This window comes from Pseudomonas sp. B21-035, assembly GCF_024748945.1.
GTDB lineage: Bacteria > Pseudomonadota > Gammaproteobacteria > Pseudomonadales > Pseudomonadaceae > Aquipseudomonas.
Window position 1 is genome coordinate 5,136,692 of record NZ_CP087179.1, and the last position, 12,303, is coordinate 5,148,994.

Below are 12,303 nucleotides of genomic sequence, written 5' to 3' on the forward strand. Positions count from 1 at the left end.
ATGGGCCCATGGCTCGACAGCCTGACCACCTGGCTCAGCGCCAACCCGCAGTGGCTGGGATTAGCGATTTTTCTGGTGGCCTGCGTGGAATGCCTGGCGATTGCCGGGATTATCGTCCCCGGCACCGTTTTGCTGTTCGCCGTCGCGGTACTGGCCGGCAGCGGTGCCTTGAGCCTGGGCGAAACCCTGTTGCTGGGCTTTGCCGGTGGTTTGCTCGGCGACGCGATCTCCTACACCTTAGGCCGGCGCTTTCACCAGAACATCCGCCGCTTGCCGCTGCTGCGCCACCATCCGGAATGGATCGGCAGCGCCGAAACCTACTTTCAGCGCTATGGTATCGCCAGCCTGCTAGTCGGGCGCTTCATCGGCCCGCTGCGGCCGATGCTGCCCATGGTCGCCGGCATGTTCGACATGCCGCTGCCGCGTTTTATCGCCGTCAGCCTGCTGGCCGGGGCCGGTTGGGCAGTGGCTTACCTGCTGCCGGGCTGGGCAACCGGCGCGGCCATGCGCCTGCCGTTGCCGGAAGGCTTCTGGCCACAGGCTGGGGTAGTGATGGGCGGCCTGGCGGTGCTGGTCGGCCTGAGCATCAACAGCAGCCTGCGCAGCATGCGCCGCGGCACCCGGCTGATTGCCGGGATGAGCTTGCTGGCCCTGACCGGGCTGTTTCTCGGCTGGCCATACCTGACCCAGTTCGACCAGGGCCTGATGACCCTGATCCAGGAGAACCGCAGCCGCGCCATCGACGGCACGGTGGTGCTGATCACCCGCCTCGGCGATTTCCGAACCCAGTTCTTCCTCGGCGGCCTGCTCACCGGCCTGTTATTGCTGGCCCGCCAGTGGCGCCCGGCGATTTTCGCCGGCAGCACCCTGATCGGCACGGCCCTGGCCAATGGCAGCCTCAAGTGGCTGTTTGCCCGGGCGCGCCCGGAGGTACTCACTGATCCGCTGACCACCTACAGCATGCCCAGCGGCCACAGCTCGGCGTCGTTTGCGTTCTTCCTGGTACTGGCGGTGCTGGCCGGGCGCGGGCAGCCGCCGCGCATGCGCCTGACCTGGATCATGCTGGGCTGCATTCCCGCGCTGGCGATCGCGCTGTCACGGGTGTACCTGGGGGCGCACTGGCCGACCGACATCCTCGCCGGCGCCATGCTCGCCTGCTGCGTGTGCGCTACCAGCCTGACCCTGACCCAATACCGGCAACCGCTCACCGCCCTGCCGCTACGGGTCTGGTGGCTGATCCTGCCGGCCTGCGTCGCCCTGCTGGCGTTCTTCGCCCTGCACTCGCTGCCGCACGCCTTGCTGCGCTACCAGTACTGAGGCATCAGGCGAACAGCTCGCCTTGCAGCCGGTCAAGCAGCGCCTGGATAGCCTCCAGGCGCTTGTGCGGTGAGTCGATGGCCAGCAGGTCGAGTTTGTCTTCATCAACGAACGGCAGCAGGTAGGCGAGCTGGTTGGCCAGGGCCTGCTGGCCGTGGACCGTCACCGGCATGCCCAGCGCCTCGACCATCGGGTGCTCGCCCAGGGCTTGCAGCAGCGCCAGCAAGTCGTGATGGTCATCTTCCAGCGGCTCGTCGGCAAGCTCCGGCAGCCACGACACATCAGCGACCAGCAACTGGTCCTTCTGCACCTCGAACGGCCCGACACGAAAGCGCCGGGTGCCTTCGACCCGAATCCCCAGCAGGCCGTTGTCCTGCTGCTGAAAATCGCGAATCAGCGCCTCGCAGCCAACCTGCGAGAAACCGCTGGGCGCAGCGCCAACCTGCTCGCCCTCAAGGATGCACACCACGCCAAAACCGCCGCCCTGCTTCATGATGCGACCGATCATGTCCAGGTAACGCGCCTCGAAGATCTGCAGATCGAGAAAGCAGCCCGGGAACAGCACGGTATTGAGCGGAAACAGGGGTAACGTCATTGCAACTCCTCAAGCAACCAGGCTAACCGCCAGTGGCAGGAATACCGCCGTGGCAACCCCCATCAGGCTCATCGCCAGGGCCGCGAAGGCCCCGCATTCTTCACTTTCCTGCAGCGCTACCGAAGTACCAACCGCATGCGCAGTCACGCCTAAAGCCATGCCGCGCGCTTCAGGGCTGTGCACACCACAACGCGACAGCAGCGCCGGGCCGAAAATCGCCCCGATCACCCCGGTGATCAACACGAACACCGCCGCCAGCGCGGCCACGCCGCCAATCTGCTCGGCCACCAGCATGGCAATCGGCGAGGTCACCGATTTTGGCGCCATGGTCATCAGGATCATGTGCTCGGCGCCAAACCACCAGCCCAGCAACAGGCAGGCGCCGGTGGCGAACACCCCTCCGATTACCAGCGTAGTAAAGGTCGGCCAGAACAGCTGGCGAATGCGCCGCAGGTTGAGATAGAGCGGCACCGCCAGGGCCACGGTCGCCGGGCCCAGGAGGATGTTCATGATCTCGGTGCTTTTGCGATATTCGCTGTAAGTCAGGCCACAGCCCAGCAGTACGCCAATGACTACCAGCATCGACACCAGCACCGGCTGCAGGAAGATCCAGCGGGTTTTCTCGTAGGCCGCCAGCACCAGCTGGTAGGCGCCCAGGGTGATGCCGATGCCAAACAGCGGATGGTGAATGACGGCGTTGACGGCGCCGCTCCAGTCCAGGCTCATGGCTGCTCCTCATGGCTGCCCTGGCGGGCCATCAGCTTGTGCATCAGCACGCCGACGAACACCAGGGTGAGCAGCGCCGACAGCACCAGGGCGCCGACGATGGCCCAGAAGTCGGCGGCGATATCTGCGGCATAGACCATTACCCCCACCGCCGGCGGCACCAGCAGCAGTGGCAAGTAGCGCAGCAGGCTGTTGGCCGCCTCGCTCAGGGGCGCGCCCACCTCGCCACGCAGCATCAGGTACACCAGCAGCAACAGCAGGCCGATGATCGGCCCGGGGAGGATCGGCACCACCAGGTGATTGATCGCCGTTCCGAGCAACTGGAACAGCACCAGCCAGGTCAAACCACGCAACAGCATAAGCATCTCCTTGAGGCCTGGCGGCCATTATAAGCACGCTAACGACCGGGCTATAAGCCGATCTTCGCCGACTTGACCACTTCCTGCAGGCGTGCTGATCTTAGACTTTCGAATCTGCCGAAGTCATAACAAAACCAAAGACAATCTGGAGAGTCACAATGCCCTATGTACCTGTTGCAGAGCTTTCGCAGTACGTTGGAAAGGAACTGGGACGTTCCGAATGGCTGACCATCGATCAACAGCGCATCAACCTGTTTGCCGAGGCGACCGGCGACTTTCAGTTCATCCATGTCGACCCGGACAAGGCGGCAAAAACGCCATTTGGCAGCACCATCGCTCACGGTTTTCTCACCCTGTCGCTGATCCCCAAGTTGATGGAAGGCATTCTGGTTGTGCCTGAAGGCCTGAAAATGGCCGTCAACTATGGCCTGGACAGCGTGCGTTTCATCCAGCCGGTGAAAGTCGACAGCAAGGTGCGGCTCAAGGTCGATCTGGCCGAGGTGACCGAGAAGAAACCCGGACAGTGGCTGCTCAAGGTCACCGCCACCCTGGAAATCGAAGGCCAGGAAAAACCTGCCTACATCGCCGAACCGCTGTCGCTCTGCTTCATCTGAGCCAGGCACTGGGTGAAACCGTCCTGGCGACTGTTTCACCCCCCGCGTTCTACGGCATACTCGGGGCCTCACTTGTCCGGACCCCGCCATGCGCCCACTCGTTCCCCTTGCCCTGACCCTGCTACTGGCCGCTTGCGGTGACGGCGAACCCCTGTCGCCGCCCGATGCGCGCCTGCCCGATGGCGGCCGCTATCGGGGCGAGGTGGTCGACGGCCTGCTGCAAGGTGCCGGGCGCATCGACTACCCCAACGGCAGTTGGTACAAGGGCAACTTCCTCAATGGCCAGTGGCATGGCCAGGGTGAATGGCATGGTAGCAATGGCGAGGTCTACCGCGGCGGGTTCCAGCAGGGCCTGTTCCACGGCCTGGGCACCCTGAAAACACCGGGCAGCAGCTACACCGGTGGGTTCAAGCTCGGCCGCCGCGACGGCGAAGGCACCCTCAAGGAACCCGGCCTGCTTTACCGTGGCCAGTTCAAGGACGACCAGTACCACGGCGCCGGCCATCTCGAACTGGCTGACGGCAGCCAGTACCAGGGCCTGTTCGCCCGCGGCAAACCCAATGGCGAAGGCATCCGCAGCGACGCCAGCGGCAACCAGTTCAGCGGCCGTTTCGTCAACGGCCAGCTCGAAGGCAGCGGTACCTTCAACAGCGCCGAAGGCGACCAGTACATCGGTGCCTTCCATGACAACCGCCTGGAAGGCCGCGGCCGTTACGAAAACACTGATGGTGACGTGTGGATCGGCCAGTTCAAGGACGGCTCGCTCAGCGGCAAGGGCGAGCTGATCGGCAGCGACGGCAGCCACTACAAGGGTTATTTTCGCGACTGGCGGTTTTCCGGTAACGGGCGCCTGCAGTTGCCGGACGGCAGTGTCTATGTCGGCGGCTTCGAGAACGACACCTACCAGGGCAACGGCCGCCTGACCCTGCTCGACGGGCGCAATGAAAGCGGCCAGTGGCTCAATGGCCAGCGCGTGCGCGACGAGCACGGCAAACTGCTGCCCGACCCGCTGGAACTGGCGCTGCTCAACCAGGGCGGCCTGCTCGACCAAGCGCTGGCCAAGGTGCCGGCCTCGACCCCGGACATCGAACTCTACAGCCTGGCCCTGGGGGGCGATGGCAAACAGAGCGTGTTCCTGCGCGAGGCCGATTACGTCAGCAACATGCTCAAGAGCCGCTTTGGCGCGGTCGGCCAGATCAGCCTGGTCAACCACCGCGACCACCTCAGCGACCGGCCCATGGCCACCCGCGAGAACCTTGCCCGCGCCGTGCGCACCCTGGCCGAACGCAGCGGCCCGGAAGACCTGGTGTTCATCTACCTGACCAGCCACGGCAGCCACGAGCACGAACTGGTACTCGACCAGCCGCGCCTGCAACTGGCAGACCTGCCCGCCGATGCCCTGGCCACGACCCTGGCGCCCTTGAAAGACCGCGACAAGATCATTGTCATCTCGGCCTGTTATTCAGGTGGCTATATCGCCCCGCTCAAAGACGAGCGGACCCTGATCATGACCGCCTCGCGCGCCGACCGGGTGTCGTTCGGCTGCTCCGAAGAAGCCGACTTCACCTACTTTGGCGACGCCCTGTTCGCCCAGGCCCTGAACCAGACCGACGACCTGCAGCAGGCCTTCGAGCGGGCCAGCGCCAGCGTCTCCGAGCGCGAGGCCATTGAAGGCTTCGATGCCTCCGAGCCGCAGATCTGGGCACCCAAGGGCGTACTCGATCACTGGCAGCGCCTGCGCCAGCAACAAGCGCGCAAAGCCTTGCAAAGTGATGCGGGCAAGCAACAGGCCGAGCATGCAAAAAATGCTGGCAACCACTAAGCTGACTGTATCAAGGGAGAGACATCATGTACTTGACGCCTCAGCACATCCTGCTTGCCGGAGCCACCGGTCTTACCGGTGAACACTTACTTGATCGGCTGCTCAACGAGCCCACCGTCAGCCGCGTATTGGCCCCCACCCGTCGCCCACTGGCCGAACACCCGCACCTGGAAAACCCGGTGGGTGACCCGGCGGTGTTCCTCCCGCAACTGGCAGGTCGCGTCGACATCGCCTTCTGCTGCCTGGGCACCACGATCAAGCAGGCAGGGTCCGAGCCGGCCTTTCGCGCGGTCGACCTGGACATGGTCGTCGCCTTCGGCAAGCGCGCCCGGGAGATGGGCGCGCGGCACCTGCTGGTGGTCAGCGCCCTGGGCGCCGACCGCAGATCGCCGATCTTCTACAACCGGGTCAAAGGCGAAATGGAGGCCGCATTGAAGGCCCAGGACTGGCCGCAACTGACCATCGCCCGGCCTTCGCTGCTGCTGGGTGACCGCATCGAACCGCGGATGTCGGAACGCTTGGCCGGGCCGCTGTCGAAGCTGATCCCGGGCAAGTACCGGGGCATCGAGGCCTGCCAACTGGCCAGGGCGCTGTGGCGTTTGGCGCTGGAAGAGCAGGACGGGATCCGGATTGTCGAGTCGGATGAATTGCGCCGGTTGGGCAAGTAGCAATCGCGGGGCAAGCCCGCTCCCACAGAGTGTGTGGGAGCGGGCTTGCCCCGCGATCAGGCCAGCCGCTACAACCCGCCCGTCGCCTGAAAGCCAATCCCCAGCGCGGTCAATACCGACAGCGGTAGCAGCACGGTATCAAGCAAGGCACTGCCCGGCAGGTCCAGCCCGGGATACTTCGGCGCCTCGGCGCCAAAGCGGTCAATGGCGCAACAACCGCCCTGCAACGCATACAGATCCAGGCGCGTACCGGCATATACCACCGGCGCCCCCGGTTTGGCCGCATCCAGGGTGCGCACGCTGGCGCAACCGCTAGCCATCACGCACAGCAGCATCACGCCCAGCAGGCGCTTCATTCATCCGCGCCCAGATGATGCTCGCCCCAACGCGGCAGCATGTCCTGGGGAATGTTCAGCAGGTTGAGGATCCGTGCGACAACAAAGTCGATCAGGTCGTCGATGGTTTGCGGCTGATGATAAAAGCCCGGCGCCGCCGGCAGGATCACCGCGCCCATGTTCGACAGCTTGAGCATGTTCTCCAGGTGGATGGTCGAGAACGGTGCCTCACGCGGCACCAGGATCAACTGCCGACGCTCCTTCAGGGTCACGTCTGCAGCCCGCTCGATCAGATTGTTGCAGGCGCCGGTGGCAATCGCCGACAAGGTCCCGGTCGAGCACGGCACCACCACCATCGCCGCCGGCGCGCCAGAGCCCGAGGCGACCGGCGACATCCAGTCTTCCTTGCCATACACGCGGATCTGCCCGGCGGCAGCGCCGGTGTACTCGGTGAGGAAGGCTTGCATGGCTTGCGGTTTGGCCGGCAGCAACACATCAGTCTCGGTGGCCATCACCAGTTGCGCGGCCTTGGAGATCAGAAAATGCACCTCGCGGTCTTCGCGCACCAGGCAATCGAGCAGGCGCAGCCCATACTGCGCCCCCGAAGCCCCGGTCATGGCCAGGGTGATGCGTTCCGGCCCGCTCATTTCAGCGCCTCGGCCAGCTTGCCGTGCAGGCCGCCGAAGCCGCCATTGCTCATGATCACCACCTGAGTGCCGGGCTTGGCCTGGCTCTTGACCCGTTCGATGATCGCTTCAAGGCTGTCGGCCACCACAGCCGGCACCTTGCATTCGGCGGCGGTGGCGGCCAGGTCCCAGCCCAGGTTCGGCGGTGCGTACCAGATCACCTGGTCGGCATCGTTGACGCTCTCGGGCAGGCCATCGCGGTGGGCGCCGAGCTTCATCGAGTTGGAGCGCGGCTCGATCACGGCAATCAGCGGAGCATCGCCGATGCGTTTGCGCAAGCCATCGAGGGTGGTGGCGATAGCGGTCGGGTGGTGAGCGAAGTCGTCATAGATGGTCACGCCCTGTACTTCAGCGACCTTTTCCATCCGCCGCTTGACGCTCTTGAACGCGCACAATGCGGCAATACCCATGGCCGGTACCACGCCGACATGACGTGCAGCCGCCAAAGTAGCCAGGGCGTTGGCGACGTTGTGCTGGCCGGTCAGCTCCCACTCGACCACGCCCTGGGTTTCGCCTTCGAAGCTGACTTCGAAACGCGAACCGTCGGCGCTGAGCAGTTTGACCTGCCACTGCCCGCCTTCACCGGTGGTCTGCACCGGCGTCCAGCAGCCCATCTTGATCACGCGCTCAAGGGCCGGCTCGGTGGTCGGATGGATCACCAGGCCTTCGCTTGGAATGGTTCGCACCAAGTGGTGGAACTGTCGCTCGATGGCGGCCAGGTCAGGGAAGATATCCGCATGATCGAACTCAAGGTTATTGAGGATCGCGGTACGGGGACGGTAGTGCACGAACTTCGAGCGCTTGTCGAAGAAGGCGCTGTCATATTCGTCGGCCTCGACCACGAAGAACGGCGTGCCGCCCAGGCGCGCCGAGACCGAGAAATTCTGCGGCACGCCGCCGATCAGGAAGCCCGGGCTCATGCCGGCGTGCTCCAGCACCCAGGCAAGCATGCTGCTGGTGGTGGTCTTGCCATGGGTGCCGGCAACCGCCAGCACCCAGCGGCCTTGCAGCACGTGGTCGGCCAGCCACTGCGGGCCCGACACGTAGGGCAGGCCCTTGTTCAGTACGTACTCGACTGCCGGGTTGCCCCGCGACAGGGCGTTGCCGATCACCACCAGGTCGGGCGCCGGGTCCAGTTGGGCGGCGTCATAGCCCTGGGTCAGTTCGATGCCCTGGGCTTCAAGCTGGGTGCTCATCGGTGGGTAGACGTTGGCATCGGAGCCGGTGACCCGATGTCCAAGCTCCTTGGCCAGCACGGCCAGCGAACCCATGAAAGTGCCGCAAATACCGAGAATATGAATGTGCATGATCGACCTCGCAAAACGTCGAGGCAGGGTAGCCTAGGGCGCGACAAATCGCATCCTGTGTTTCGCTCAGGCGTCCCGGGCGATGCCGTGTTTGCGAAGTTTTCGATACAAGGTATTACGGCTAACCCCCAACTGCGCGGCGACATGGGTCATGTGCCAGCGCTGCTGCTCCAGCACTGCCAGCAAGGCGTTGCGCTCGGCGCTGTCCAGCAGCGGCGCGGGGTTATCCACAGGTGAGGAGCTTTTGATAAGTGCCGGCGGCTGGCGAACGACCGCCGGCAGGTCGGCAAACTCGATGTGCCCCTCTTCGCTCAGCGCCACCAAGGTACGCAGGACGTTGCGCAGCTGGCGCACGTTGCCCGGCCAGGCGAAATCGAGCAACGCCCGGCGCGCCGCAGGGTCGAGGCTTACGCTTTGCTCACCGGCCTCTTCGGCCAGGATGAAGTCGAGCAACTGCGACTTGTCGCTGCGCTCGCGCAAGGCCGGCAGATCGATTTCCAGGCCGTTGAGACGGTAGTAAAGGTCTTCGCGGAAACTGCCATCCTCGACCCGCTCGAGCAAGTTGCGGTGGCTGGCGCTGATGATGCGCACGTTGACGGCCTGCGGTTCGCCGCCGATGGGCACCACCATGCGGTCTTCCAGCACCCGGAGCAAACGGGTCTGCAGGGCCAGCGGCATGTCGCCGATCTCGTCGAGCAATAGCGTGCCACCGTCGGCCTGCTGCAGCTTGCCGCGCATGCCCTCTTTGCGCGCCCCGGTAAAACTGCCGCCGCGATAGCCGAACAACTCGCTCTCGATCAGGCTCTCGGGGATCGACGCACAGTTAAGCGCAACAAACGCCTTGCTGCTGCGTTGGCTGGCCTGGTGCACGGCTTTGGCGAAGGCCTCCTTGCCGCAGCCGGTCTCGCCGCGCAGCAGCAATGGCACATCGCGTTCGAACACACGAACGGCCCGGCGAAAATCGTTCTGCAGGGCCGGATCGACCAGGCAGATACCACCGGGCTGCGAGGTTTTCGCCGGGGCAACAAACGGCGCCGCTGCCGGCGGCAGCGAACGCACCTGGCCGCGCAGACTGGCGAACAATACCCGGCCATCGCGGGTGCGTAATGGCCAACTGGTGTTGGCCTGGGCAGTGGCGCGGCTGAACAACTCATCCTGCGCACAATCGAAGAACATATCCACAGGCTTGCCGAGCACACCGCCACGGATGGTGCCCAGCAGGTTCAAGGCGCTCTGGTTGACCGCGCAGATCCGCCCGTCGCCATCAAAGGCCAGCAGCCCTTCGCTGAACATCCCTACCGATTCGGCCTGCAGATGAAAGCGCAGGAGGAACTGGTTATCGAAATAGCGCAAAAAGTAGCTGCTCTCGATCATCTTCGCCGAGAGGTTGACCAGCGCCATGGTGTGAAACTGGCTCTGGCGCGAAACATCAGCGCGGGCAGACGAGACATCGAGCACCGCCAGCAACTCGCCGTGCGGGTCGAACACCGGGCTGGCCGAGCAGGTCAGGCCGGTATGACGGCCACGAAAGTGCTCATCCTGGTGGATGGTTACCGCCTGGCGCTCGACCAGGCAGGTGCCGATGCCGTTGGTACCTTCACGTGCCTCGCTCCAGTCGGCACCCAGCCACAGCCCGGCGCGCTCGAAGATGCGCCGTTCGGTAGGCGCGGTGACGCAATTGAGGATGACCCCGCGGGCATCGGTGAGCAGCACCGCATGGCCGGCACCGGACAGCTGCTGGTGCAGGCTGTTCATCTCGTTGCCGGCGATCTGCAGTACCTGCTGCAAGCGCTCGCGGCTTTCCAGCACGCGGCCGTGCTCGAGCACGGTCGGGGCCATGCTCTGGGCCGGATCCAGGTGATAGTCCTCAAGGCAACGCAGCCAGGAACGGGCAATCGACGGATCGCTGCCGGGGCCCTGTGCCAGGGCCTTGCCCTGGGTCACGGTGAGGACTTGCCGGGCATGCCGGCTAAGGTGATTGCTCTGCACTTTTTATTGTTCTCCGCAGACGAGATAAGCCCAGCATCCTCCACCCGTCGGCGCAATGCAATGCTGGCTTGACCGCTGGGTCACGCTTTGTGTCAGCAACGGTACAAAGTGTCACCCAGGCTGTACCGGCGCTGCTACAGCGCCCTTCCTGCACCTGCGTAAAAACCTGCCAAGCCCTTGATTTAACTGGGGTCGACCACACTGGCCCAACCCTTGCTCTATGCTTTACATCCTCCCCAACAAGCACAATAGCCAGGAGAAACATCATGCGTTATGCACATCCCGGTACCGAAGGCGCCAAGGTTTCCTTCAAGAGCCGTTACGGGAACTACATCGGTGGCGAGTTCGTTGCCCCAGTCAAAGGCCAGTACTTCGAAAACACCTCGCCGGTGAACGGCCAGCTGATCGCCGAATTCCCCCGCTCGACTGCCGAAGACATCGAAAAAGCCCTGGATGCCGCCCACGCCGCCGCTGATGCCTGGGGCACAACCTCGGTGCAGGCACGTTCGCTGATCCTGCTGAAAATCGCCGACCGTATCGAACAGAACCTCGAACTGCTGGCCATCACCGAAACCTGGGACAACGGCAAGGCCATCCGCGAAACCCTCAACGCTGACATCCCGCTGGCTGCCGACCATTTCCGCTACTTCGCCGGTTGCCTGCGCGCCCAGGAAGGCAGCGCCGCCGAAATCGACGGCAACACCGTTGCCTACCACATCCATGAACCATTGGGTGTGGTCGGCCAGATCATCCCGTGGAACTTCCCGATCCTGATGGCCGCGTGGAAACTCGCCCCGGCCCTGGCCGCCGGCAACTGCGTGGTACTCAAGCCGGCCGAGCAAACCCCGCTGGGCATCAGCGTACTGCTGGAGGTGATCGGCGACCTGCTGCCGCCTGGCGTGCTCAACGTGGTGCAAGGCTATGGCCGCGAAGCCGGTGAAGCCCTGGCCACCAGCAAGCGCATCGCCAAGATCGCCTTTACCGGCTCTACCCCGGTCGGTTCGCACATCATGAAATGCGCCGCCGAAAACATTATTCCGTCGACCGTCGAACTGGGCGGCAAGTCGCCGAACATCTTCTTCGAAGACATCATGCAGGCCGAGCAGAGCTTCATCGAGAAAGCCGCCGAAGGCCTGGTGCTGGCATTCTTCAACCAGGGCGAAGTGTGCACCTGCCCATCGCGAGCACTGGTGCAGGAGTCGATCTACCCGGCGTTCATGCAAGAGGTGATGAAGAAGATCAAGCAGATCAAGCGCGGCGACCCGCTGGACACCGACACCATGGTCGGCGCCCAGGCCTCCGAGCAACAGTTCGACAAGATCCTCTCGTACCTGGAAATCGCCGAGAAGGAAGGCGCCGAACTGCTCACCGGCGGCAAGGTGGAAAAACTCGAAGGCAGCCTGTCGACCGGCTATTACATCCAGCCGACCCTGCTCAAGGGCACCAACCAGATGCGCGTGTTCCAGGAAGAAATCTTTGGCCCGGTGGTGAGCATCACCACCTTCAAGGACGAAGCCGAAGCCCTGGCGATTGCCAACGACACCGAGTTCGGCCTCGGCGCCGGAGTCTGGACCCGCGACATCAACCGCGCCTACCGCATGGGCCGCGGCATCAAGGCCGGTCGCGTCTGGACCAACTGCTACCACCTGTACCCGGCCCACGCCGCGTTCGGTGGCTACAAAAAGTCCGGCGTCGGCCGTGAAACCCACAAGATGATGCTCGATCACTACCAGCAAACCAAAAACCTGCTGGTCAGCTACGACATCAACCCGCTGGGCTTCTTCTAAACGAGATACAGCGCGGCTTCGAACCCGGGCCGCGCTGGCTCGCTTCCTGCAAGACCATCACCAGACAAACCGGCACCCGCCGGTATTGATAAAAACAA

At 64.0% G+C, this 12,303-nt stretch carries 12 protein-coding genes; 5 read left to right on the top strand and 7 right to left on the bottom strand.

Annotated features, from left to right (window positions below):
* On the top strand, positions 1–1,317 hold the full coding sequence (locus LOY22_RS23470; RefSeq protein WP_045199883.1) for a bifunctional DedA family/phosphatase PAP2 family protein: 1,317 nt from the start codon (positions 1–3) through the stop codon (positions 1,315–1,317).
* Positions 1,318–1,321: 4 nt separating this feature from the next.
* On the opposite strand, the gene LOY22_RS23475 is transcribed toward LOY22_RS23470, so the two are convergent.
* From LOY22_RS23475 to LOY22_RS23485, 3 genes are read right to left on the bottom strand one after another with little or no spacing between them, the layout of a single operon-like run.
* Complete coding sequence (locus tag LOY22_RS23475; RefSeq protein WP_258595023.1) at positions 1,322–1,912, bottom strand: LON peptidase substrate-binding domain-containing protein; 591 nt, start codon at positions 1,910–1,912, stop codon at positions 1,322–1,324.
* Between the two features lie 9 nt (positions 1,913–1,921).
* Positions 1,922–2,638, bottom strand: a complete 717-nt coding sequence (locus tag LOY22_RS23480; protein WP_045199887.1) for an LrgB family protein — start codon at positions 2,636–2,638, stop codon at positions 1,922–1,924.
* Complete coding sequence (locus LOY22_RS23485) at positions 2,635–2,997, bottom strand: CidA/LrgA family protein (protein WP_045199889.1); 363 nt, start codon at positions 2,995–2,997, stop codon at positions 2,635–2,637. Before LOY22_RS23485 ends, LOY22_RS23480 begins: the two co-directional genes overlap by 4 nt.
* A gap of 158 nt (positions 2,998–3,155) precedes the next feature.
* Between LOY22_RS23485 and LOY22_RS23490 the strand changes: the two genes are divergently transcribed.
* From LOY22_RS23490 to LOY22_RS23500, 3 genes are all read left to right on the top strand, one after another.
* Positions 3,156–3,611 carry a MaoC family dehydratase gene (locus LOY22_RS23490; protein WP_045199890.1) on the top strand — a complete coding sequence of 152 codons (456 nt, stop codon included), beginning with the start codon at positions 3,156–3,158 and terminating at the stop codon, positions 3,609–3,611.
* Between the two features lie 88 nt (positions 3,612–3,699).
* The gene (locus LOY22_RS23495; protein WP_093379172.1) at positions 3,700–5,433 is read left to right on the top strand and encodes a C13 family peptidase; all 1,734 of its coding nucleotides are present in this window, start codon (positions 3,700–3,702) and stop codon (positions 5,431–5,433) included.
* 26 nt (positions 5,434–5,459) lie between these two features.
* Positions 5,460–6,101 (top strand): oxidoreductase, encoded by a 642-nt coding sequence (locus LOY22_RS23500; protein ID WP_045199893.1) that lies wholly within the window; start codon positions 5,460–5,462, stop codon positions 6,099–6,101.
* Positions 6,102–6,169: 68 nt separating this feature from the next.
* Here the strand turns inward: LOY22_RS23500 and LOY22_RS23505 are convergent, their stop codons facing one another.
* The 4 genes from LOY22_RS23505 to LOY22_RS23520 all read right to left on the bottom strand — a co-directional run bounded on the left by LOY22_RS23505 (position 6,170) and on the right by LOY22_RS23520 (position 10,418).
* Complete coding sequence (locus tag LOY22_RS23505; RefSeq protein WP_093379169.1) at positions 6,170–6,457, bottom strand: YceK/YidQ family lipoprotein; 288 nt, start codon at positions 6,455–6,457, stop codon at positions 6,170–6,172.
* On the bottom strand, positions 6,454–7,083 hold the full coding sequence (gene ubiX, locus LOY22_RS23510; protein WP_045199899.1) for a flavin prenyltransferase UbiX: 630 nt from the start codon (positions 7,081–7,083) through the stop codon (positions 6,454–6,456). The genes LOY22_RS23505 and ubiX overlap by 4 nt, the downstream gene beginning before the upstream one ends.
* On the bottom strand, positions 7,080–8,429 hold the full coding sequence (gene mpl, locus LOY22_RS23515; protein ID WP_258595026.1) for a UDP-N-acetylmuramate:L-alanyl-gamma-D-glutamyl-meso-diaminopimelate ligase: 1,350 nt from the start codon (positions 8,427–8,429) through the stop codon (positions 7,080–7,082). The genes ubiX and mpl overlap by 4 nt, the downstream gene beginning before the upstream one ends.
* Before the next feature lie 66 nt (positions 8,430–8,495).
* The gene (locus LOY22_RS23520) at positions 8,496–10,418 is read right to left on the bottom strand and encodes a sigma-54-dependent Fis family transcriptional regulator (protein ID WP_258595028.1); all 1,923 of its coding nucleotides are present in this window, start codon (positions 10,416–10,418) and stop codon (positions 8,496–8,498) included.
* Positions 10,419–10,684: 266 nt separating this feature from the next.
* On the opposite strand from LOY22_RS23520, the gene LOY22_RS23525 reads away from it, so the two are divergent.
* Positions 10,685–12,205, top strand: a complete 1,521-nt coding sequence (locus LOY22_RS23525) for an aldehyde dehydrogenase family protein (protein ID WP_123565105.1) — start codon at positions 10,685–10,687, stop codon at positions 12,203–12,205.
* Positions 12,206–12,303 lie beyond the last annotated feature (98 nt).

What these genes read in the sequence shown, in the direction of transcription:
- LOY22_RS23475 (WP_258595023.1), bottom strand. Translation starts at nt 1,912, where the DNA reads ATGACGTTACCCCTGTTTCCGCTCAATACCGTGCTGTTCCCGGGCTGC.
- LOY22_RS23480 (WP_045199887.1), bottom strand. Translation starts at nt 2,638, where the DNA reads ATGAGCCTGGACTGGAGCGGCGCCGTCAACGCCGTCATTCACCATCCG.
- LOY22_RS23525 (WP_123565105.1), top strand. Translation starts at nt 10,685, where the DNA reads ATGCGTTATGCACATCCCGGTACCGAAGGCGCCAAGGTTTCCTTCAAG.
- ubiX (WP_045199899.1), bottom strand. Translation starts at nt 7,083, where the DNA reads ATGAGCGGGCCGGAACGCATCACCCTGGCCATGACCGGGGCTTCGGGG.
- LOY22_RS23505 (WP_093379169.1), bottom strand. Translation starts at nt 6,457, where the DNA reads ATGAAGCGCCTGCTGGGCGTGATGCTGCTGTGCGTGATGGCTAGCGGT.
- LOY22_RS23485 (WP_045199889.1), bottom strand. Translation starts at nt 2,997, where the DNA reads ATGCTGTTGCGTGGTTTGACCTGGCTGGTGCTGTTCCAGTTGCTCGGA.
- mpl (WP_258595026.1), bottom strand. Translation starts at nt 8,429, where the DNA reads ATGCACATTCATATTCTCGGTATTTGCGGCACTTTCATGGGTTCGCTG.
- LOY22_RS23490 (WP_045199890.1), top strand. Translation starts at nt 3,156, where the DNA reads ATGCCCTATGTACCTGTTGCAGAGCTTTCGCAGTACGTTGGAAAGGAA.
- LOY22_RS23495 (WP_093379172.1), top strand. Translation starts at nt 3,700, where the DNA reads ATGCGCCCACTCGTTCCCCTTGCCCTGACCCTGCTACTGGCCGCTTGC.
- LOY22_RS23500 (WP_045199893.1), top strand. Translation starts at nt 5,460, where the DNA reads ATGTACTTGACGCCTCAGCACATCCTGCTTGCCGGAGCCACCGGTCTT.
- LOY22_RS23470 (WP_045199883.1), top strand. Translation starts at nt 1, where the DNA reads ATGGGCCCATGGCTCGACAGCCTGACCACCTGGCTCAGCGCCAACCCG.